Here is a 21,416-nt window from a genome sequence, read left to right on the forward strand (position 1 = left end):
CCGATGCTCAGGCAGGCGTTCGACCCGACCGACGTGGGCTGGCGGCTGGGCCGGTCCCGGGTTCCGCACGGGGTGGAGCTGTGGTGCCGGTACGACCGCACCACCGGGGTCTACGGCGAGCAGGGGTCCGGCAAGACCCTCGACCTGCTCGCCCCCGCGTTGCTGGCCCACCGCGGCGCCGGGCTGGCGACGTTGACCAAGCTCGACGACCTGCTGCTGACTGCCGGACGACGCCAGCAGCCGCCGCACCCCGGCGATCCACCGCGCCCCATCGCGGTGCTCGACCCGTTCGGCGCCGCGCCCGGGCTGCCCGAGCTGGTGTGGGACCCGATCGCCGGTTGTGTGGACCCCCAGATCGCCGAGCGACGAGCGAAGGCCTTCGCCGCCGGCACCGTCACCGGAGCCGTCACCGGCGGTCGGCAGGACAACGCCGCCCGGTTCTACGCCGCGGAGACCGCCAAGGTCCTGCAGGGCTTCCTGCACGCCGCAGCGCTCACCGGCCGCACCCTCGAGCACGTTCTGGAGTGGGTCGCCAACCCGGTCGCCGCCGAGCAACCCGCCGAGATCCTGCAGCAGCACCCGCACGCCGCCCGGTTCTGGGACGGGCTGCTCGCCGGGGCACTGCACGGCAGCCCGGACACCGTCGGCAACACCGTCACCACGGTTCAGCAGGCGATGGCGTTGTTCTTCCAGCCCGAGATCCGTGCCCGTTGCGTGCCTTCGGCCGGACGGGCGGCTACCGATCTCACCGACCTGATCGCCCGGCAGGGCACCGTGTACCTGCTCGGCCGGGAGGACCCCTATGCCTCAGCGGCGCCGCTGATGACCGCGGTCGCCGAACACGTCCTCGACACCGCTCTGCGGGCCGCCACCACCTCGACGCACGGGCGGCTGACCCCCTGCTTCCTGGCCTGCCTCGACGAGCTGCCCTCCACCACGCCCCTGCCCACGTTGCGGGTGCGCATGGCCAACGAACGCGCGCTCGGCCTCTCGTTCATATACGCCGCCCAGACGTGGAAGCAGATGGTCGTCTCCTACGGGGAGGACGAGGCCCGCTCGTTGTTCGGGCTCACCAACAACCTCGTCGTCTTCGGCGGCGGCAAGGACATCCACTTCTACCGGGAGCTGTCCGACCTGCTCGATGACGTGCGGATCAGCCGCCAGACCGTCACCGACGGACCCGGCGGCGTCGGCACCTCGCGTTCCGGTGAGGACGTGCGGGTCCTGCGGCCCGGCGACATCCGCCGCATACGGGAGCGCCACGCCTTGGTGGTCGCCGGCAACGCGCCACCGATCATCGCGCGGTTGCAGCGCTGCTTCGACGGCAAGGACGGCGAGCGACTGAAGCGGGAGCTGGACGCTGCACGAGCGGACGTCAACCGGGCCCGGGCCGACTCCTCGGATGTTGGAGAGCGCACCGCTGCTGCTCTCGCGTATGCCCGCGACCACCGGCTCGGCCCGAGGCAGGACGAGCACACCGAGCGGCCGTTCGGATCGCTGCCCGGGGCGTAGTCGTCGTGATCGTGCTGCCGTTCCCACCGCCACCGCTCGCGGTCTTGCATGCTCTCGAGCTGCTGGAGGACGCTCGGCGACGTGACCGCGGGGGAGTGGCCCGCACAGGTGCCGTGGCGGACCTGGAACGCCCCTGGGAGCCGGCCAGCTGCAGCGCCGAGCTCGGCGCTGCGGTCTGGAGCTGGTGCGACGACGTCGTCGCGTGGATCAACCACGAGTACGCGTGGCGGCCCGCGCAGATGGTCCCGGCCTGCTGGCCCCGCCACCCTCACATCGCTCGCGAGCTGCCGGTCCTGGCGGTCCTGCGCTGGACGGCCGAGAACGCCGCCGGCCCCGAGCCGGTGGAGGAGTGGAACCGCTACGCCTTCCCGCTGTTCAGCGACCGCATGACCGAACGCCTCGGTGAGAGCACCTGTCGGACCGGCAGACACCAGGACTGGCCGGCCGAGAGCCGCTATGCCGCGTCTCTCGAGGCCCCGCCTCGATGATCAGCGGAGGGCGAGCCGGCCGCCGCTGATCGTCCTCTTCTTGCTGCCTGTAGAAGTTGACCTTGAAGTACAGCGTCGTGATGGCGGCCGGTAGCTCGTTGAAGTCGACTTGCTGCTGGTGGCGGTCTCGCGCTGCGCTCGGCGCCGTCCGTCGGTTCGGCAACGTTGGGCAGCCATCGGCGCGGGCCTCGCGGGCCCGGCCGAACGTGGGCGCGCGCCCACGCGTCGTGCTGGTTGGTCGTAGAACGCCGGGCGCCACAACTGTTTCGACGGCTCGACTTGACATGCAGTGTCGGATTTTGCGACAGTGGTGTGGTGACATCGAACGTTGGTATCGGGCTGTCGACGGCGGGAAGCACGTTCTTCCCGACCGCCAGCCCTGCCGTGCCGATGGCACCTTCGACGCCGGGGGCGCAAGACCTCGCCCAGCGCGTCAATTCGGTGACCGGGTTGACCAGAGCCGCTCTACGAGTGCTGGACCGAGCGGCTCTGCAGCAAACGCTGGAGGAGCTCTGCGCTCAACTCGGCGGACCGTCGTCGGCGGCTGTGGTGGGCGGTGACCTCCACGCAAACGGCACCGCGCGCATCCCCAGCCTCGTCGCGGTGTGGCTGATCGGGCAGGTCTCGGAGGCCTACGCCCCAGGACGGAAGCTCGTGAAGCTCTCACAGGTCCAGGACGTCGACGTCCTGAGGAGCATCGGCGGCGTGGCGAACTTGCTGATCCGCGCAATCCGCAGAGACATGGAGTAGATCCGCATGAGTAGTTACATCGAGCCCGCCCCAAACCTCAGTGAGGCATGGCTGCGCACACTCGAGCATGTCGTTGCCAGCGGCGGGCACGCCGTCAACGTGATCACCACCGTCGAGAACCCTCTCGCCGCCGAGTGTGGCCAAGTGCGCGCGGCCATCGACGAGGTCCTCACAGTCGGCCACCGCGGCGACGTGCGACTTCAGTCGGTCGAAACCGTGGCGGGCACCATCTTCCCGCGTGATCTCTACGCCGACACAGGACTCATCTACCGCGTCGACCTTGATGCAGAGGAGCGCGCGAAGCTGGATGCGAGTGCTGCAGGTCTCTACGACGCCTATGTGGATGTGCTCCCCCTCCTGACCACTGACCAGGCGAACAATCGAGGGACCTACTTCGGGCGCATGGTGAGCTGGCCGGGCAAGGCGGGGGGTGGCAGGAACCAACTCGCGGACCGCGTCACACGCCTGCGCCGGAGCCTCGACACGGGCAAGGCGCAGCGCAATCTCGAAGACGTCGCGGTAGGCGGCGAGGCCGAGCTCATCGACGACTGCCCTGGGCTGCAGATCTACGCCGCCAGCGACCGGCGAGAGCGGGGGTTTCCCTGCCTCGTCCACGTCGATCTCACGCTCTACCAGGGGCGGCTCAGCATGGCGGCCACGTATCGTCACCAGTACCTGATGACGAAGGCGTACGGCAATCTCCTTGGCCTGAGTCGACTCCTCGGCTTCCTGGCGCAACAGACCGGCTTCGGGGTCGGTGAGTTGATGGTGAATGCGACCTTCGCGGACGCCGAGCAAGGCACGTACACCAAGCGAGGTGTCACAGCCCTCCTGGCCGACGCCCGAGCCGGGGCGTAGGCACATGCAGGTATCCGCCGGGGTCGGAGTCGACATCGTCAGGATCGGGCAGTTGGAAGCCATGCTCGCAAACGGCGGCTCGTCCTTCCAGCAGCTGTGCTGGACGGTGGACGAGCTGGTGCACTGCGACGGCTCCGCGCCCAGACTCGCCGCGCGATGGGCCGCTAAGGAAGCCGTGATGAAGGCCCTCGGGCGAGGCATCGGCGACATCGACCCCACCGACATCGAGATCGCAGGGTCTGACGGGCAACAGCCGGCCGTGCGTCTGCGCGGGTCCGCGTGGGCCTTGGCCGAAGAGCTGCAGGTCGATCTCGCCGTTTCGATGAGCCATGAGGATGACCTCGCCATCGCTGTCGTCGTCGCGACGCCTCGCTCGTCAGGTGGATGCGCGCGCTGCCACCAGGAAGGTGGAGACCATGGAACCGAATGAGCAGCAGGCGGTGGGGCGACGACTCCGAGCGGCACGGGAAACCCTCGGCCTCACCCAGGAGGATGTCGCCGGCGCGCTGGGCATCCAGAGGACGAGCGTCATCGCCATGGAAGCCGGCAGGCGCAATGTGAGCGCGTTGGAGCTGCGGCGGCTGGCGCGTCTCTACCGGCGAAGCGTGGCGTGGATCCTCGGTGAAGAGGACGTCGAACCTGCGGTCTCGGAGGATCGGGCGCTCTACCGGGCGACCGCGGAGCTGTCTCCGGAGGACAGGGCACAGGTGTTGCGGTTCGCAGAGTTTCTTGCCGCGGCCAAGCCCTCGACCGAGGCCGGAGTACGGCCGCGCGCCGCAGCCCGACGCCGGATCACGCCTGAGGACGGCTAATCGATCATGGTGACTCGTGCGCAGATGCGGCACGCGCTGCAGGAAGCCGACAGGCTGCTGGCAGACCTAGACGTCGATCAGGAGGCGCCGGTCGACGTCTTCACCATCATCGACCAGATGGGTCTGTGGCTGGTCTTCAACCGTCTCGACAACCTCCTCGGCGCGGTGGTTCCCCATGGCGACGGTGGGGTCATGCTGAGCACTCAGCGCGGAGCGGCGGTTCAGCGCTACACCGCCGCTCACGAGATCGCGCACTGGATTCTCGACTACGGCGAGACGACCTTCGACACAGCGGACGACGTCTACCACCCGACGGCCGACCGCGAGTTCCTCGCTCAGATCTTTGCCAGTCAGCTGTTGATGCCGCCGCCGCTGGTGTTTGCGATGTGCGCGCGCTACGGCATCCAAGACGCCCGAACCGCGACACCGGAAGTCGTCTATCTCCTGGCTCGGGACATCGGGTCGAGCTACGAGGCCGCGGCACGTCAATTGGCCAATCTAGAGATCATCACCCGGTCGCGACGTGACGCGCTGCTCAAGATTCGGCCCGCCACGATCAAGGCCGAGCTGTGCCGAGGTCATCAGCCGAACGGCGCCGTCGACGTCTGGCCCGTTGGCTGGGACTCGGCGGGGGCTGCGCTGAGCATCACGGAGGGCGACGAGGTTGTCGTCCTTCTCCCCGAAAACCGGACGACCGGCTACCGCTGGCTTACCGACGACGACTTCCGACGCCGCGCGGGGCGCACTGTCAGGCAGCCGCCGCCGATTCAAGAGTCCGACGCGGTCGTCGCTGACCCCGACTGGCTACCGTCCCCGCCGCTCCATCCGACAAGTGCTGTCGCCGTAGGGCGGGCGCTCGCCCGGGTGCCGGGAAACACGGGCGCGGTCCGCCTGCTGCCGCCGACCGAGCCCTCCACACCGGAAAGCACGCCACCCGCGTTGACCCACCCTCTGGCCGTGGTCGACGACCAGTTCCAGGCCGCTCGCCGCTCCGTGGCTGCCTCGCAGCGACGGGCGGCGCGTCGCGCAATCGCCCAGGGTGGCCCTCCAGAATCGGGGGGCGACGCGTCCGCGGTGCGGACCGGCGGCGGGCACGACGCCGTCTCGATCGCCGGCACCGGAACTCGGCTGCTGGCCTTGCGGTCTGTGAGCGAGGGGCGAGATGCCGTTGAGCTCGCCTACAGCTCCGCCTACGACCCAGCGGCGCCGACGGTGGAGACGTACCGGCTGGAGGTCGAGGTCGTGCCGAGCCCGGACGTGTTGCGCCGCCGCGCACTCCTCTCGATCGACCTCGACGAGGACGAGCAGGACACGCATGACCGGGAGTGACGTTCCGTCGGAATCGGAACCGGGCGCTGGTCCGCCCCACCGACCCGACGTCGACCTCCGGCACCTGCTTACCGGCGCCCTGATGGACCAGGGTCCGCGACCGGTCTGCCTTCCCTTCGCCCTCAGTCACGCTCATGGGACCCTCGTCAACGCGTACTCAGGGAACGGCGGCGGTGCGGCCATGGCTCCCGAGGCGATCTGGTGGCATTGCACCGTTCGTGGGCACACGTCCACCGGCGGAATGCTGCTAGAGCATGGCGCCGTCGCACTCCGCGACTCCGGCCAGCCGTCGCTGGCCTCCTGGCCCTGGAACCGGCACCTGGGCGTGGGTACCGAGGATCCCCCCACAGCGGTCGGGCAGCCGCCGTGGCACCGAGCAACGGTCCTGGAGTTCGACCTCGCCCACGACGGTGTCGAGGACCAACTCGAAGAGGCACTCGCCGCCGGACACCCCGTCGTCCTGATCGTGGAGGTGACCCGCGAGTTCGAGAACGCCGGGCCAGACGGGTCCATCGAGCTCCCCGACATCCGCAGCCCGGAGGGGGACTACCACGCTGTACTGGCCGTCGGCGCGGCCACTCATTCGGATGCCCGTCGTCGACTCTTGATCCGCAACAGCTGGGGGCCGTACTGGGGTGCCGGAGGGTACGGCTGGTTGCCGCTGGACTACCTGGTCGCGAACGCAGTGCAAGCCGCCGTGCTCATCCCCCCGGCCCCGACGAACGGAGCACCGTGATGGACATCGACGACTACCAGCGGGAGGCGCGCCGCACCGACATCCTGCCGCCCGACGACTTCACGCTGCCTCTGCTCGGGCTCGCCGGTGAGATCGGGAATCTCGCGGCTGAGGTGAAGAAGCGCGAGCGAGACGCCCTAGGCTATCGCGGCTTCCGGGAGGAAGTGCGCGAAGAACTCGGGGATCTCCTTTGGTACGCGGCCGCACTCGCCCGGCGGTGCGACGTTGACCTCGGACAAGTCCTCGCAGACAACCTCCACAAGACCGAAGAGCGGTATGTCCGGCCGCCGGCACCACCGCCGCACGTCCTGTTCGACGACGGGCTTGACCCCGCCGAACAGCTCCCTCGTCAGATCGACATCACCTTCGTCGAGTCGCTTGAGACCGATCGAGGAGCCGAACCCGTACCGGTGGTACGGATCTACCGCGGCGAGAAGGCGGTCGGCGACCCGCTCGACGACAACAGCGACGACAACGACGACTATCGCTACCACGATGCCCTTCACCTGGGTCACATGGCGCTTCTCGGCTGGTCGCCGACCATGCGTGGGCTGCTCGAGGTGAAACGACGCAGCAGCCCGGACACCAACCGGGTTCAGGACGGCGGCAGGGCCGCAGTAATCGAGGAGGGGCTGGCGGCCTACGTCTTCTCCGTGGCCTCCGAGCACAGCTTCTTCGCCACCGGCGATCGTGTTCCCGCCGACGTCATCAAGGCCTGCCGAAAGATGACCAGCCACCTGGAGGTGGCTCAGCGAAGCTCGGCTGACTGGGAGTACGCCATCCTCGGCGGGTACGCGATGTTCCGTGCCCTCCGGCAGCACCGGGGCGGCACAGTCCGCGCGGACTTGGGCGCCCGTACGCTCACCTTCACGCCACCGTCCCCGCAACCACAGCCTGCGCCGACGCTGATCCTGAAGCCAGGAAAGGTCATCGTCTTCGAAGGCCTCGACAAGGCGGGTAAGAGCACCCAGCGCGACCTGCTCGAATCTGTGGTCGATCGGAACTCGACCTCGTTCGTGCACATGCCGTCCGGGGTCGCTGACTTCACCCGCCGCCTCTACCGCCTGCTGGAGACCCGACCGCCCGTAGGGCCACTCGCGCGGCAACTGGCCCACCTGTCCTGTCACAGCGAGTCCATCGACGAGTTGATCGACGCGACGCGACGCGGAACTCTCGTCCTCGACCGCTGGTGGTGGTCAACTTGGGCCTACGGCTGGTATGCGACCGGGGGGAACCTCGGCCTCTCAGAGACCACATTTCGCTCGCTCATCGACGACGTGTGGTCGGACCTGGAGGCAGATGTCGTCTTCCTATTTCTCACCGCGCACGTGTCCGACGACAACAACGCCGCCGGCGTGAGAGAGGGATACGAGGCGCTCGCCGCGGCCGCCCCCGACCAAGTCGTTGTCGTTCCCCCCATGAGCGTTCCGGACACGCACGCGTTCATCACGGAGGAACTGCGCCGACGCGGCTTGGTCGAGTCAGGCGAGAGCTAATGAACGGTTTCGATTGGCGCCGACCGGTGTCGGGTCGAGACCCCATTTGGGCGGGAACGCGGGCAGCGACAGCGGGCCCATGGCGCTAAAATTTTGTTTGATGCGTGTGCGATTACCGATTCCTCGCCGCGCGGGGTGCGCGATGCGGGCGTACTTGTCGGTTTCGCAGAAAAGATTCTGACAATCGATCAGCTTCAGTCGCCGACCGAACAGGTCGTGAAAGTCAATCCCGTAGTGCTCGATCTGCTGCTCCTGGGTGTCCACCATCCACCGGATGAGATCCGACGCTGCGACTCCGTCAGCGTCAGGGAAGCACTTCTTCAGGCCACTGATCGCCCCGGGCCCGGCCACGACAAAATCATCCTCGTCAAAGTCGAGCAAAGTCGAGTAGTTGAGGTCGACCGTCAGCTGGTAGGCCAGGAACGGCCCGAGCGACGGGTAGGAGGCGAGCAGGTGAAAAACGTCCTCCAAGCTCCTGGCGCGCGCTAGCTTGCCGTCGAGGCCACTAGCCATCATGTGCTCGACCAGCGCCAGGTGGTTCCGGTGCTTCCGGGCATGCCCAAACGGTGGAGACGGGATGATGTAGGCAGCCGAATAGACTCGGCTGCCTCTCAGCATTAGATCGTCGAGGATGCGGGCGTAGGAGTCGACGTCGAAGTCTGCCGCGGTGACCTCGCCACGCTCGGCCTCGATCGCCCGCCACGTGTCAGGCCTGTTGAAGAACCTGAACAATAGCGTGCGGAGAAGAACATCACGTGCGGCCTGCGGGCCGTCGTAGAGCACGCGAATAAGGGCTTGCGATACACGATCGGCGGCGCGATAGGCGTTAGTGAACCGGTACTGAGCGACGATTGGGTCGGAAGTCCACGGCGCGGACTGCCCTGACAGCCGAGCGTGATAGACGCGCTGGCGCTCAGCCGCGAAGGTCCAGTAGCTGGCCAGCACCTCCGAGGCGACGACGTGGCGCCCCGCGACCCGTCCCGACCACACCCGCGTCGTCATCTCCATCCGGTGACCTGCCCTACGTGAGCGCCCGGCCCGGTTCGTCGATGCAGCGGTCCGGCTGCCGGACGGGAGCCGGGTCCTTGCGGATGTTAGGGGACGCCGCTGACAAGCTTCGGGCGATCCTGGCCGTCGTGCCACGGTGTCGCGGTCAGCTCCGTGGGTGCGGCAGGTCGGGGGCCAAGCGATCGAGTCAGAGGTGCAGAGCCCTTGCCGGCTATGCAGTCCGGGGACGATCGCCACGACCGGCCGGGGTGGCGTCCGATGGCAAGCCTGGGCAGTCGGGCGGAACGGCGGAGTTCACCCTCGCTCGGGCTACCTCGGGGCGGTCGGCATGCGAGTTGCGCACCGCCGGGATGCGACGAACCGAGCCGCCTGCACGCTGTCGTCGGGCGCTCCCGGCGCGGTACTCGCCGGCCGTTCGAGACTGGACGTCCGCGACTTGGCGTCGACGGAGCGCTGGAGCCCATCGAGCGACATCTTCCGGCTTTCATGACCGGCAGCCATCCGGTGGGCCATCGCGTCGAAGACCTCGGACAGCGCGATGTCGGGTGCGATGGCAGTGCGGGCCACCAGTTCGGTGAGGTGTGCAGGCCAGCTGGTGGTGGGCAGAGCGGCGATGACCTCGGCGGCGCGACGCGTCGCGTGGACCTGACCCTCAACGGTGTCCAGCCGGTCGGCGTAGACGGCAACGCGGGCGTCGATGAGCGTGCCCGCCAGGCTGGGGGAGGCAGCGAGGGCCCCGATGAGGGCGGTTGGGCCGGCCATCTGCAGCAGCTCGGCGGGGTCCTTGCCGGTCGCGACAGCGAGGTGGCGTGGGTCGTCGCCGCGGGCGGTCAGCTGCCAGAAGATGCGTTGCGCGGCCTGCTGTCCGGCGGAGTCAGCGTCGGTGGCGACGATGACCCCCGGTTGTCCTTCGCCGATGAAGGGGCGCAGCCGGTCGGCCTGTGCATCGGTGAACGCGGTACCCAGGGGCGCTATGCCGACGTACCTGCCGTCGCCAGCCAAGGTGACTGCCAGCGCGTCGAGGGGGCCCTCGACGATGACCGGGACGGCGCCGGCCGCCAGGGCTGTGGCGCCTTCGGTCAGGCCGTACAGCTCGCGCCCCTTGGTGAACAGGTCTGTCTCGGCGGTGTTCAGGTACTTGGGAACGGCTCGACTCGCTGTTTCGCCGTCGTACGCGGGGTTGCGGCGGCCGATCCAGCCGTGGATCGCCGCGCCGTCGCGGATGGCGAAGACCAGTCGGTCGCGGAAGCGGTCGATGACCCGCTCGGTGGAGGCGTAGCTGCCCAGGCCGGCGGCGACGATCTCGGGGTCCGTGGCGCCGAAGCGGCGCAGATGGTCGGTCAGCTCAGTCCACCCGGCGGGCGCGTAGCCGAGGGTGACCCGCTCGTCCGCGGCAACGTCGGTGCCGAGCCGTCCGATGAGGTAGGACGGCGCCCACGAGTCGCGGAAGCGGGCGGCGAAGAAGCCAGCGGCCTGCTCGTTGAGCTCGAGGAGGCGCCGCCGGGCGGCGCGGGGCGCGTCGCCCAACTCGGCCCGGCCGATCGCGCGACCGGCATCAGCGGGGTCGTCCAGGTCCTCAGGTTCCGCGAGGCCGGCCAGCCAGTCCTCATCGAGGACGCCGTCCGGCGTCGGGAGCTGGTCGAGGTCGTCGAGCGGCGGGCATGCGTTGGTGAGCCCACCGGACGTAGGATCGGTGAGCAGGCCGATCCGCCACACGAGCCCGGTGGTCAACTCCTCGGGACGCAGCGGCTCGTCGTCGGGGTGACCGGCGCGCAGCAGGTCGTACGCGGTGTCCAAGAGCTGCTCTGGGGACCAACCGGTGAGGCAGGCCGAGCTGACGGCGGCGACCAGCGCGGGCCAACCCGGATCGCCGAACACCCGGCCGGCAGCCGGACCACCGACGACGGCGGTCAAAGCCGGCGCCCAGTCCGGGCGCAGCGTCTGTGCCGAGACGGCACCGCCTGCCAGTGCGGCGGGGGAGAGGTGCCCGGACAGCCGCCACCAGAGCGCGGCGGCCGGCTGCTCGTCAGGCAGGGGACGGCCGGCGGCCGCCTGGACCAGTGAGGTGACGTCGATACCGGCGCGCTCGGCCGTGCTGAGACGCTCGGCGAGGGTCGGCCAGTAGGGGTCGGCGGTGAGGCGCGGGCCGATGCCGTGGGCGAGAGCCGACCACTCTGCGGCGGCCGTGCCCGGTTCGCCGAGCAGCCGCTCGATGCGGGCGTTGAGGGTGCGCTGGGCGCGGGCCTCGGCGGCCGCAGGCAGCGCGGGGCCGGTGAGGCGCCGGTCGGCGCCGTTGACGCCGTGGGCCGCGCGCCAGACGGCGAGGTCGGCGACGAGGTCAGGGTCACGGTCGAGCAGCGGCAACGCCCAGGCGGGAGCGCTGGCCGGAGTCCAGGCGCGGGCCTCATTGGCGACGGCGGTGGCGAGCGCGGCGACCTCGTCGGCGCGGTGGGTCAGGTAGGCGCGCCACCGGGGGTCGGTCCGCAGCGTCTCGGGGATGGCGGGCAGCCACGGCAGCGGACCGGTTCCGGCCGCGTGGTGACCGGTGGGGTCGATGCGCCAGTCGAGAACCGCCGCGGTGTCGCGGGCGTCGTGCAGGCCGCGCGGCGATGCCAGCGCCCGCCTGAGGAGATCAACCGGGTCCTGGCCGGCGACGGCGCACAGCGCCAGATGCGCGCGCAAGACCGAGTAGGCGTCCTGCGCGGTCAGTCCGGGCACCGCGTCCTCGGCGGCGCTGTCGATCGCCACGAGCGCGTGGGACCCGAGCCGGTCCTCCGCGGCGGTGCTCAGCGCGTGGGAGTACCGGTCGGCGCTGGAGGAGAGCCGGGCGGCTGGTTCGGCCAGCGCCCGGCTGTGGCTGGTGGCCGAGGTCTGGCTGCCGTCGCGTCCCAGGACCCGGGTGAGCAGGTCGACGGCGGTGGGCGGCAGCAGCGCGTCACGGGTGATCGCGGTGTGCGGGTCGCCGTCCCCGGCGGTGAGGAGGAAGACGTGGTTGGCGTGACGGCCGCGGGTGAGCGCCACGTACAGCAGCTGGCGGGTCTCCGTGCCGCTGGCGACGGCGTAGCAGGTGTCAGCCGTGACGCCTTGGGCGCCGTGCACGGTGGTGGCGTAGCCGAGGATGACGTGCTCGATGACGTAGCCGGCGGGCAGGGTGAGGTGCCGGCCGGTGCGCTGGTGGACGACGTCGAGGGCTCCACTGTCGTGGACGGCGGTGACGGTCCACCGGTCACCGTTCTTCACCCATTCGGTGGCGCCGAGCGCCAAGGTGCGCTCGTTGCGACGGGTGATCACCGCGTCCCCGGCGGAGGCGGACATCGAGTCGGCCAGGGTGACCTCGCGGCCGATCGGCTCGGTCTGCCGGGCCAGGCGATCGGTGCGGGCGCGGGCGTTCAGCTCGGTGACCAGCTCACGGGTGGGAGCCAGCATGATGGCGTCGCGTCCCGCGGCGCGGTCGGTGGCCCAGGCGGTGTAGGCGTCCTCGGTGACCGTGGCGAGGTCGCCGACATGTACGCGGCCGTGGTCGACGTAGTAGGCCAGAGCCGCCGGGTCGCCCTCGCGCAGCGCCAGCGATGCCGCGCCCTCGGCGTGGTTGGCGCTGCCGGCGTCCGGGTCGGTGAAGCGGACGACCTGGGAGAGACTGACCGCGCCGTGGGTGGCGGCGAGGTCGCGCAGCACTCCGCCGGCGCCCACGGCGGCCAGCTGCTGGTCGTCACCGATCAGCCGAATCGATCCACCGGCCGCGGTGACGTGCTCGACCACGCGGGCGAGGTCTGCAGTGCCGGCCATGCCGGCCTCGTCGACCACCACGAGGGTGCCCGGATCGATCGTGGGCAGCCAGGGTGGGACGTCGAGGTCGGTGGTCAGCGCGTGGATCAGCTTGGCCAGCGTGTCGGTGCTGGCGCCGATCTGCTCGCGCAGCACCGTGGCCGCCGCCGCCGAGGGAGCCAGTCCGACGACGTTGCCGCCGCCGGCGCGCCAGGCGGCCGACAGCGTCCGCAGCGCGGTGGTCTTGCCGGTGCCGGCCGGCGCCAGTGCCAGCTGCACCGGCGCGCCCGACGTGGCCAGCTCACGGACCAGCTGCACCTGGCCCGGGTTCAGCGTCACCCCGTTGGCGACCGACTCCACGAGCGCGACCTCGACGGCCGCAGCAGGGGTGACATGCCCGTCGCGTCTGCCGGCCGCAGCGAGAATCAGCTCCTCAGCGGCGAGGATCTCGCTTGAGGTGTAAAGCGCCGAGCCGGCCACCACGTACACCGACGTGCCGTCGGAGCGGCGCAGTGGGGCGGGTTCGTCGGCGACGCGCCGGCCCGGTGTCACCCCGCCGTCCAGTCGGACCGACAGCGGGGATGACAGCGCGGTGGCGACGACCGCGTCGACCGCCCCATCCACGTCGCTCAGTCCGATTCCGGCGGCCCGGGCCTCGCGTTCGGCCTCGGCGCGGACGTGGTTCTCCTGCCAGGTCGCTCGCGCGCTGCTCACCACGGCGAGCACCTGCTGGGCGGTCTCGGTCACCCAAGCGCGCGTGGGGCCGCGTGGGCGGCCACGGGTACTGCGCAGGACACCATTCAGATACGCGCGTAGTCCAGCTTCGCCGCCCAGCGTGGCCAGCGCCTGCGCCCGCCAGGAGGCGCGCTGCTCGGCGTGGGACCGCGGCTCGTGCTTGGCCTGGCGGGTCTCCAGGTTGGCCCGCTGAGCCAGGGACATCGCCTCGACCGTGGTCGGTGGGCGGCCGTGGTCGGCCTGAAACTGCACCGCCAGTGCCGCGCGGCGTACCTCGATCGCCCGCCGCCGTGAGGACCAGAGCTGGGGGAGCGGCCCGTCGATACCGACGATCTCCCGCACCGGTCGTCTGCCCGGCTCGGTGCCGGGCCGGTCGGCGAAGCGGACGCCGAGCCGGTCGACGACCAACGCCTCCAGTCGGGTGTTGTACCGCTCGGAGGCGGCGACCTTGTTCTTGTAGATCGGTCGCCCGTCCAACGCCAGCCACCGGCCGTCGAGCGTCTGTACCTTGTTGCTGATCGCCACGTGGGTGTGCAGGTCCGGGTCGCCGGCACGGGAGTCGCGGTGGGTGAACGCCGCCGCGATCAGTCCTCGGACCTCTACCTGGGCCACCCCATTGCGGCCGACACGGGTGTACGTCGCGTGGTCCTCCAGCCACGCCAGCGTGTCCGCGACGGCGTCGGCGTGCGCCTGCTCGATGACGGCTGTGACCTCCGGCGGGGCGATGGCCCACAGCGTCGAGACGCTCTTGACCGGGCTGAAGGTCAGGTCGTAGCCGGCCACCGCCGTCGTGGCCTGCCGGGAGATCCGGGCCAGGTGGCCGGACAGCTCCCGGGCGTCGGCTGGCGGTCGGCCGTAGCTCTCGGCGAACATCGCGCTCGCCACGGCCGTTCGGATCCGCGCGCGGTCCTCCTCCGGAACCGGGGTGACGGCGTCCAAGCCGCGGGCGAAGTTGTGGTCACGGAATTCCTCGGCGCAGCGACGGCGGAACTCGTTGGCCTGTTCGAAGACGCGATACGGTGCGCCCAGTCGGCTGACCTGATCGACCTGCTGCGGGTCCTTGCCCGCGAGTCGCGCCGCTTGCTCGAGCTCCTCGGCGTTGGGGTGACGTCCCTTGCCGAACAGCGCCACCATCTGCGCCTCGGTGACCCGCTCACCGAGCGGGAAGTCCGGCACACCGGCAAGGCCGTGGCCCATCCAGACGCCGGGCGTCTCGCCCTTCTCGCTGTAGTAGTCGCCGAGGCTCCCGAATCCGCGTGTCGTGGCGTCGTGCGCGGCCACCTGGCGGGTCAGGTACGTGTACCCATCGCCCGCGGTGAGCTTGTGCAACGTCATCACAACCTGACGCTAGGAAGCGCTGTCCCATCAAGATCATCCTGGATGCACTAGGTGTGTGGCCGATGATCTTGATGGCTGCGTGCGCGTGATGATGTGGCCCTCCCTCGGCCGGCTCCCTCGCGGCGGGTGTGAACGCGGGTGATTCACGGCAGTTTCTGGCGCTTGCAGGCCCCGCCTTCTGGAGGAACGATCCGGGCATGCCGGTGCGAAGAGCTGAGCCAGGAACCGACAACTTGATCATTGAGCCGTTTGGGTGGAGCGGCGACGTCAAGCTTCGGGTCCCACCGGAGCACAGTGCAGAGATTCGGCGCCTGCTCGACGAGGCGGGGCTGGCTCACAGCCAAGGTATGGAGCACTCGCACGGCCCCGTGATGGACCTCCTGGTTGCAACCGTCGAGGAACCAGCGGCGTGGGCCGCGCTGGCTGGCGTCGTCACTACCTACCTGCGGCGGAATGTCTCCCGCTCTGTGCGCGTCGGCGACACGGTCGTCAAGGGGTATGCCGCCCAGGACGCCGAGCGCATCGTCAGAGAGCTGGGCTTGAAGCATCGAGACGGCGGCAACGGCTCGACCGCTGGTCCGGATCAGACATGAACGCTGAATAACTCGCGCCGGGGGGCGGGGTATATCCGAGCCGGCAGACCACCGGCTCGCTTCGCCCGGCCGGCGCCGAACCGGCGGGTCCTGGATGCGGCACTCTCGTGCTGACCGGAGCGGTCCTCTTCCGTACTGCAATCGTGTCTTCCGATGTGAGGTGTCCCATGAGATTCCAGCGGTCCGTGCGCCCGATGCCGAGGCGGGGCGAGGCGGCCGTGGCATACCTGGGGGAGGACAACTGGGATGACTTCGGGCTGAAAACGCTGTTCGAGGCACAACTGATACTCGGGTCCGGCGAGACGGTCGTGCTCGGTGGAGTGAAGATCTTTCGTCGCGGCCAAGAAGCAGGGCGCACCGACGTACCGACCTCCTTCACGCAGCTCAGTAAGGACTACTACTCCCTTGGGCAGGACCCCTTGTACTACGAGATGCTGCGAGTCCGGCCGGACTTGCGAGCCGACTACCTGCGCGCAATTCGGGACGTGACCCTGCTGTCCCCGAGAGAGATCGCGGAGTTGGAACGGGAGAGCGCGTGGCGGAAATCGCTGCTACGCTACGGCCAAGCGGAGGCGGCTTTGGACGCCGAACTCCGCACGGCTCAGCATCGCCAAAGGGCTCCTGGGGTCCTGTCCTTCGATTTTCGCCTGACCGGCCGCGCAGACGCACCGACCGCGGCCTTCCGGTTCGATGACACCCGAGAACTGCCCGGACGCGTCAACGTCGTCATCGGCTACAACGGGGTCGGCAAGACGAAGCTGCTCGCCGATCTTGCCTCAGCGGCCAGTCGAGTGCGGGACGCCGAGTTGCTCTCCGAGCCGGCGGGCGGCGAACTCGGGCAGCTCACCGGCGAAGACACATTCTTCGGTGCAGTGATCGCCGTGTCCTACAGCGCGTTCGACAGTTTCGTCCGACCACCGTCGCGTCCGTCGGTCGAGCAGCCGGGGGAGACGAACTTCTTCGGCTACACCTACTGCGGATTGCGACGCCTCAGCAGCTCGACCTCGGCAGAGGTTACGGGGCGGGGCCTGGCTGCGGGCGACAATTCGGCCGAGGGCGATGCGTCAGCCGCAAACGAGGCAGAGGGGCAGCGCGTAGCGGCAGAAACTCTGGAACTCAAGGGCATTGACGAGCTGACCGCCGAGTTTCAGCACGCCTTCGGCCAGGCGCGGGATCATCCCGGCCAGCGTCCTCACCTACTCGAAGCGTTGCGGCATCTCTCCGCAGAGCCGTCGTTCGGGCGGATCGGAATTAACCCGGCCGAACTGGTCACCCTGCCCGCGGACAGGGTTCACAGCGAGTTCGCGGACTCCAGCACCGGCCACAAGTTCGTGCTCAACATCGTCGCTCAGCTGGCGGCGAACCTCCGGCAGCGCTCGCTGGTCCTGCTCGACGAACCGGAGGCGCATCTACATCCACCGCTCGTGGCTGCCTTGCTCAAAGCCGTGCACCATCTCCTGCAGGCGCACGACTCGTTCGCTGTGGTGGCGACCCACAGCCCTGTCGTCCTGCAAGAGATCCCGGCCGACCACGTCCACGTTCTTTCGCGGTTCGGTCAGGAGACCAGGCTGTCCGCCGTCGATATCGAGACGTTCGCCGAAGGGATCGGCGCCATCACCCGCAGCGTCTTTCACCTCGACAGCTCGGCCACCGACTTTCAGGGCACCCTTCGGGAGCTGGCCAGCCGGCATGCGGTCACCGAGATCGAGGGCATGTTTCGGCTTGGACTGAGCGCTCAGGGGCGCGCCATGGTCGTGCGATACCGGCGTTCGGCCGCCCCCCGCGACTGATGCTGTCCCTTGCTGCACCCTCCCTCGATGACGGCGTTCTGTTAGAGACAGTCATCGCGTCACGCAATGCCGGCGTCGGCAAGAGTTGGTTGGTCGACCACGTCTCCGAGATCGCGACTGCCTATGTCGCCTACCATGCCGCCGGCGCCGGCCTCGTCCAGCTCGTTCCGATGGTCACTGACCGAACGTCGGTCGCCCACCGGGCCATGGAGAGCAACTGGGCGTCGTTGGACAACACCAGCACGGCCGACGTCAAGCCGGCCATCTTGAAGCGCAGCGCCCGATGCGTACTCTGCGCCGACCAGCAGGCCGGCCAGATCGACCACTACTTGCCCAAGGCGGTGTACCCCGAGTTCGCCATCCTGCAGGCAAACTTGGCTCCTGCCTGCGGGCGGTGCAACCACATGAAGAGCGACCGGTACCGCCAGGACGGGCAACCGTTGTTCCTCCATCCCTATCACCACCGGCTCCCGACGGAGCGATGGCTGACCGCGGAGGTTCAGCTGGTCGACGGCGTGCTCGTGGTGGACTTCGCCGTCATCCAGTCGCCCACGATGTCGGCCGAGACCTACGAGCTGCTCGCCAGGCACTTCTCTGTCCTGCGGCTGGGTGACCTGTACGGGGACAACGCGATCTCGGCCATGGGTGAGATCAAGTTGACCTGCCAGGAGGAGTTCACCACCGGAGGAGCACAGGCCGTGCAGCGCTATCTTGAAAAGCTGGCGCGCTCAGTCGCCGGCTTTCGCGGCGTGAACCACTGGCGTTCGACGCTGATGGAGGCGCTCGGCGGCTCCTGGTCCTTCTGCGCCGGGGGCTTTCGCTACATCCCGGACAGTGAAGGTATCGCGATCGACTGACCGAGGACCGGGCGCGGCTGCCTCGCGGTTGTCGTCGCTGGCCGGTCCCTGCTCACGCTTCTGCTGGCTGTGCACTCCTCAGTGCCGTCGCGGGCGGATACGTGCGGTCCGCTGCGTCGGTTCCTCTAGCCGCAGGGACGACGACCGTGGTGGGCGGCGGCACCGGCCCGACCGGGGGCTCCAAGGCGACGCTGACCACTCCGGGGTCGTGGTGGCTACAGCGCATGCCCGCTGCCGTCGACCCCTGACCGGTCAACGTGCTGCTCCTGGCCCCGGGGCAACACCGTGTCCCACGAGGCGCTTGGCCGCCGTCGCCGCCCTCGTGACCCGAACGCCTTGATCCTCACCCCCGTTGCCGCGGCTCGGCTACAACGTCGCCAACCCGGCGGCTGTCGATCCCGCGGTCGTCTTCGTCTCCCAGGCCGCCATCGACGACGCGTGGCCGACCAGCTGAGCACCCGTCGTCTGCTGGTCGCCGTCGACAATGTGCGCGGACGCATCAAGGAGGACCTGCCGTAGAAACACCGCGCTGCCCCGGATCGAGGTCGACCTCGACCCCTACAGCGTCCGGGTCGACGGCGAGCGGATCGAACACGAACCGGCCACAGGACTGCCGAAGGCGCAGCGCTACTTCCTGTTCTGATCGGCAGGCTCAGCGAGGCCTGCCACGTCGAAATCCGGTCCGATAGCGTGCAGGCCGAGAGGCAGCTGTCACATGGTGTTGACGATCAGCCCGATGTGGGTGAAGAAGTTCAGGGCGCCGAAGAGAAAGAACGCTGCGCCGGAGAGAGCCCAGCAGACTCCGGCAATCCAGGCGACGGCGTTGAGCCGGCGTCCCCTGAGCACCAGTGGCAACAGGACTGCGCCCACACCGACGAGGACGTAGAGCATCGAAATGAAGGTTGCCTCGAGGACAGGGTAGTCGGCGAAGTTGCCCGAGATCGGCTCCTCGGGAGGGGCGGCGAAGAGCGTGTATCGCCACCCGGCTGCTGCGATACCGAAGCAGCCGAGACCCATTCCCACGGCGAACACGGAAAGCGGGAGGAACGTTTCCGCCAGGGACGCGAAGGCATCGTTCTCGGCTGCGAGGACCGGGCCACGCCGCCACAGGAAGAAGGCTGCTCCCAGCAGCATGACCCCGAAGGCGAGCGAGGTCTCCCCGAAGATGATGTTGTCGAAGGGGAACTCCGGTGCGAGCGGCCAGGTGAGGGCCATGTGCAGACCGGTCGTCGTCAGGATGAATCCCAAGACGGCGAAGGCAAGCGCCCAGCCCTCGAATGCCACCGGGCGCCGTTTGACAAGCAGGTACCCAAGGCCTGACAAGAGCAGGAGACCCGACCCGGCTGCCACGGACATGACCGTGTTGTAAGTCGGCATGTTCTCCCAGTCGATCGTGAGACCTTCGTCGGCTGCCGCCAGCACATCCATCGCTGCCACGACGGTGTCCCTTCCTCGCTGCACCGGTGTGACCTGGAGTCAAGCCCGATCACGGTGCCCTTCCTCGATCACTGGATCCCCCATTCTGGGTGCAGCCTCCGTAAACCGCTCACCGGCCAGCGCCCGTGCCAGGGCACGAGCGGTCGACCTCCGTCGGCGTCCTCTGCAAGGGTGAGCCGGGTGAGCGATGTCCAGATCATCTCCAGCCGGGAGGTCCCGCTCGGCGGGCCTCGGGCCATGACGGTCCGCCGGACCCTGCCGCAGCGCGCCCGATCCCTGATCGGCGCTTGGTGCTTCGTCGACCACTACGGGCCCGACGACGTCGCGGCCACCGGCGGCATGGACGTCGCCCCGCACCCGCACACCGGCCTGCAGACGGTCAGCTGGCTGTTCAGCGGCGAGATCGAGCACCGCGACACCACCGGCGCCCACGAGATCGTCCGGCCCGGGGAACTGAACCTGATGACCGCAGGGAGCGGGGTCGCACACTCCGAAGTCTCCACAGCCTCTTGCGGTGTCCTGCACGGCGTCCAGCTTTGGACCGCGCTGCCCGACTCCGCGCGCTCCGGTGACCGGAACTTCGTGCATCACGTCCCCGAGCCGCTGCACCTGGACGGCGCCGTCGCCAGGGTGCTGCTCGGGGCCCTGGCGGGCTCCCCGTCGCCGGTCCCGACCGCCAGCCCGCTCCTCGGCGCGGAGCTCGTCCTCGACCCCTCGGCGCAGGTGGTGCTCGACGTGGCGCCGGAGTTCGAGCACGGCGTGCTTGTGGACGCCGGGCCGGTCATCCTCGACGACGTCAAGCTTGCACCGGCCGAACTCGGCTATCGACCCCCTGGCAGCACCCGGCTGCGGCTCACCAACCCCATGGGCCGACCCGCCCGCCTGATGCTCCTGGGCGGCGAGCCGTTCGACGAGCCGGTCATCATGTGGTGGAACTTCATCGGGCGCACGCACGAAGAGATCGGCGGCTTTCGCGAGGAGTGGGAGGCCGGCTCGGAGCGGTTCGGACAGGTGCAGGGCTACACCGGCGAGGTGGCCCGGCTGCCCGCGCCGCCGCTGCCGACCGTCCGGCTCAAGCCCCGGCTCACCCCGCCTGGGCCCGGCGATCCCAGCGCCTGGGGGTAGGTCGTTGATGGACCGTTCTGTGGGGTGGCGCTGCCGCCAGGAACCGGCGACGGTCCTGCCCATGACGCCCGGCTTGCAGATCCGATGACGGCGGAGAGCGCCGCGGCACTGCTGCCCGCCGACGGTCGGCTCCCCCCGGCGGGCACTTCTACTCTGGCGGCCTCGAGCCGAGCGCAGCCACGAACCGGTCCGCGATCTCGGCTCTCCGGAGGAGATCCTGCGGGGTCGGGCAGATGGCACGGCTTCGACGTCGCTCCCTGCCGACGCCGATGAATGACCTCATCACCGCCTGCCTGCACCCACAGATGGCGGAGGTTGCTTCCGCAATCACCGCCTGGGCGAACAGTGCTCAGCCCGGCCGACCTCAGCTCCTGGCTCAACCCCAAGGGTTAAGGAGGCCATACCTCTTCGGTGGACGTCATGGGTGGACGACGCCTTGACCGTCCGCAGCCCCCGCCGGATGCCGCTACGGAACAGTTCGGGCACCTCTCGGTGACCCCCTGCTCGCCGCGGACGGCCAGGGGCCACGAGTGCCCGGCCGATCATGATGGTCCGGGCGCCGAGGGCAAGGGTCTTGACGACGTCGGAACCGCGGCGAATGCCGCCGTCCATGAGCACGCCAGATCTGGTCGCCGACGGCGTCGGCGACGGCGGGCGGGGTCCGGATGGCGCTCATCTTGTCGTCGAATGAGTTGCCTCCGCGAGAGCGCGGCCCAGCCTGCTAAGCGCCAGACTATGCATCGCGGTGAGCTGAGAGTTCGGCTACCCGCGGCTGTTTCAGAGCCAT

17 protein-coding genes are annotated in these 21,416 nt (G+C 69.3%); 13 read left to right on the plus strand and 4 right to left on the minus strand.

Going from position 1 to position 21,416, the window contains the following annotated elements; all coding sequences use genetic code 11:
• The first annotated feature begins 3 nt into the window (after window positions 1-3).
• The 9 genes from DQ239_RS08700 (at window position 4) to DQ239_RS08740 (ending at window position 7,981) form a co-directional block, all read left to right on the plus strand.
• Entirely contained in the window at window positions 4-1,512 is a 1,509-nt protein-coding gene (locus DQ239_RS08700) for a TraM recognition domain-containing protein (protein WP_113834001.1), read from the plus strand.
• Window positions 1,513-1,625: 113 nt separating this feature from the next.
• Window positions 1,626-2,000 carry a hypothetical protein gene (locus DQ239_RS08705; protein WP_233488953.1) on the plus strand — a complete coding sequence of 125 codons (375 nt, stop codon included), beginning with the start codon at window positions 1,626-1,628 and terminating at the stop codon, window positions 1,998-2,000.
• Window positions 2,001-2,315: 315 nt separating this feature from the next.
• Window positions 2,316-2,750, plus strand: coding sequence for a hypothetical protein (locus DQ239_RS20110; protein WP_147252050.1), 435 nt, complete (start codon window positions 2,316-2,318; stop codon window positions 2,748-2,750).
• A 6-nt stretch (window positions 2,751-2,756) separates the two neighbouring features.
• Window positions 2,757-3,608: a hypothetical protein gene (locus DQ239_RS08715; protein ID WP_113834003.1), complete on the plus strand. Its 852-nt coding sequence runs from the start codon at window positions 2,757-2,759 to the stop codon at window positions 3,606-3,608.
• Between the two features lie 4 nt (window positions 3,609-3,612).
• Window positions 3,613-4,038 carry a holo-ACP synthase gene (acpS, locus tag DQ239_RS08720; protein WP_158544807.1) on the plus strand — a complete coding sequence of 142 codons (426 nt, stop codon included), beginning with the start codon at window positions 3,613-3,615 and terminating at the stop codon, window positions 4,036-4,038.
• Entirely contained in the window at window positions 4,025-4,420 is a 396-nt protein-coding gene (locus tag DQ239_RS08725; protein WP_113834065.1) for a helix-turn-helix transcriptional regulator, read from the plus strand. The genes acpS and DQ239_RS08725 overlap by 14 nt, the downstream gene beginning before the upstream one ends.
• A 6-nt stretch (window positions 4,421-4,426) precedes the next feature.
• Window positions 4,427-5,749 (plus strand): ImmA/IrrE family metallo-endopeptidase, encoded by a 1,323-nt coding sequence (locus DQ239_RS08730; protein ID WP_113834005.1) that lies wholly within the window; start codon window positions 4,427-4,429, stop codon window positions 5,747-5,749.
• Window positions 5,750-5,930: 181 nt separating this feature from the next.
• Window positions 5,931-6,485, plus strand: a complete 555-nt coding sequence (locus DQ239_RS20315; protein ID WP_158544808.1) for a C1 family peptidase — start codon at window positions 5,931-5,933, stop codon at window positions 6,483-6,485.
• Entirely contained in the window at window positions 6,485-7,981 is a 1,497-nt protein-coding gene (locus DQ239_RS08740; protein ID WP_147252052.1) for a MazG nucleotide pyrophosphohydrolase domain-containing protein, read from the plus strand. Before DQ239_RS20315 ends, DQ239_RS08740 begins: the two co-directional genes overlap by 1 nt.
• Here the strand turns inward: DQ239_RS08740 and DQ239_RS08745 are convergent.
• Both DQ239_RS08745 and mobF read right to left on the minus strand, forming a co-directional pair.
• On the minus strand, window positions 7,967-8,989 hold the full coding sequence (locus DQ239_RS08745) for a nucleotide kinase domain-containing protein (RefSeq protein ID WP_199582783.1): 1,023 nt from the start codon (window positions 8,987-8,989) through the stop codon (window positions 7,967-7,969). The two genes, DQ239_RS08740 and DQ239_RS08745, sit on opposite strands and share 15 nt — an antisense overlap.
• Window positions 8,990-9,298: 309 nt before the next feature.
• Window positions 9,299-14,824 carry a MobF family relaxase gene (mobF, locus tag DQ239_RS08750; RefSeq protein WP_233488955.1) on the minus strand — a complete coding sequence of 1,842 codons (5,526 nt, stop codon included), beginning with the start codon at window positions 14,822-14,824 and terminating at the stop codon, window positions 9,299-9,301.
• A gap of 236 nt (window positions 14,825-15,060) precedes the next feature.
• Here mobF and DQ239_RS08755 point away from each other — a divergent pair, with 236 nt between their 5' ends.
• The 3 genes from DQ239_RS08755 (at window position 15,061) to DQ239_RS08765 (ending at window position 18,067) form a co-directional block, all read left to right on the plus strand.
• Complete coding sequence (locus DQ239_RS08755) at window positions 15,061-15,420, plus strand: hypothetical protein (protein ID WP_113834009.1); 360 nt, start codon at window positions 15,061-15,063, stop codon at window positions 15,418-15,420.
• Between the two features lie 218 nt (window positions 15,421-15,638).
• Window positions 15,639-17,210 carry an AAA family ATPase gene (locus DQ239_RS08760; RefSeq protein ID WP_158544809.1) on the plus strand — a complete coding sequence of 524 codons (1,572 nt, stop codon included), beginning with the start codon at window positions 15,639-15,641 and terminating at the stop codon, window positions 17,208-17,210.
• Window positions 17,210-18,067: an HNH endonuclease gene (locus DQ239_RS08765; RefSeq protein ID WP_113834011.1), complete on the plus strand. Its 858-nt coding sequence runs from the start codon at window positions 17,210-17,212 to the stop codon at window positions 18,065-18,067. The genes DQ239_RS08760 and DQ239_RS08765 overlap by 1 nt, the downstream gene beginning before the upstream one ends.
• Window positions 18,068-18,778: 711 nt before the next feature.
• On the opposite strand, the gene DQ239_RS08770 is transcribed toward DQ239_RS08765, so the two are convergent.
• Window positions 18,779-19,495, minus strand: coding sequence for a DUF981 family protein (locus DQ239_RS08770; RefSeq protein ID WP_233488959.1), 717 nt, complete (start codon window positions 19,493-19,495; stop codon window positions 18,779-18,781).
• Window positions 19,496-19,684: 189 nt separating this feature from the next.
• Here DQ239_RS08770 and DQ239_RS08775 point away from each other — a divergent pair, with 189 nt between their 5' ends.
• Window positions 19,685-20,629 carry a pirin family protein gene (locus tag DQ239_RS08775; protein WP_199582785.1) on the plus strand — a complete coding sequence of 315 codons (945 nt, stop codon included), beginning with the start codon at window positions 19,685-19,687 and terminating at the stop codon, window positions 20,627-20,629.
• A gap of 327 nt (window positions 20,630-20,956) precedes the next feature.
• Here DQ239_RS08775 and DQ239_RS08780 read toward each other — a convergent pair whose 3' ends face one another.
• Complete coding sequence (locus DQ239_RS08780; RefSeq protein ID WP_233488960.1) at window positions 20,957-21,241, minus strand: alpha-hydroxy-acid oxidizing protein; 285 nt, start codon at window positions 21,239-21,241, stop codon at window positions 20,957-20,959.
• Window positions 21,242-21,416: the final 175 nt, after the last annotated feature.

This window comes from Blastococcus sp. TF02-09, assembly GCF_003319105.1.
Classification (GTDB): domain Bacteria; phylum Actinomycetota; class Actinomycetes; order Mycobacteriales; family Geodermatophilaceae; genus Blastococcus.

What these genes read in the sequence shown, in the direction of transcription:
- DQ239_RS08745 (WP_199582783.1), bottom strand. Translation starts at nt 8,989, where the DNA reads ATGGAGATGACGACGCGGGTGTGGTCGGGACGGGTCGCGGGGCGCCAC.
- DQ239_RS08715 (WP_113834003.1), top strand. Translation starts at nt 2,757, where the DNA reads ATGAGTAGTTACATCGAGCCCGCCCCAAACCTCAGTGAGGCATGGCTG.
- DQ239_RS08780 (WP_233488960.1), bottom strand. Translation starts at nt 21,241, where the DNA reads ATGGACGGCGGCATTCGCCGCGGTTCCGACGTCGTCAAGACCCTTGCC.
- mobF (WP_233488955.1), bottom strand. Translation starts at nt 14,824, where the DNA reads ATGACGTTGCACAAGCTCACCGCGGGCGATGGGTACACGTACCTGACC.
- DQ239_RS08725 (WP_113834065.1), top strand. Translation starts at nt 4,025, where the DNA reads ATGGAACCGAATGAGCAGCAGGCGGTGGGGCGACGACTCCGAGCGGCA.
- DQ239_RS20315 (WP_158544808.1), top strand. Translation starts at nt 5,931, where the DNA reads ATGGCTCCCGAGGCGATCTGGTGGCATTGCACCGTTCGTGGGCACACG.
- DQ239_RS08740 (WP_147252052.1), top strand. Translation starts at nt 6,485, where the DNA reads ATGGACATCGACGACTACCAGCGGGAGGCGCGCCGCACCGACATCCTG.
- DQ239_RS08765 (WP_113834011.1), top strand. Translation starts at nt 17,210, where the DNA reads ATGCTGTCCCTTGCTGCACCCTCCCTCGATGACGGCGTTCTGTTAGAG.
- acpS (WP_158544807.1), top strand. Translation starts at nt 3,613, where the DNA reads ATGCAGGTATCCGCCGGGGTCGGAGTCGACATCGTCAGGATCGGGCAG.
- DQ239_RS08730 (WP_113834005.1), top strand. Translation starts at nt 4,427, where the DNA reads ATGGTGACTCGTGCGCAGATGCGGCACGCGCTGCAGGAAGCCGACAGG.
- DQ239_RS08770 (WP_233488959.1), bottom strand. Translation starts at nt 19,495, where the DNA reads ATGGATGTGCTGGCGGCAGCCGACGAAGGTCTCACGATCGACTGGGAG.
- DQ239_RS08700 (WP_113834001.1), top strand. Translation starts at nt 4, where the DNA reads ATGCTCAGGCAGGCGTTCGACCCGACCGACGTGGGCTGGCGGCTGGGC.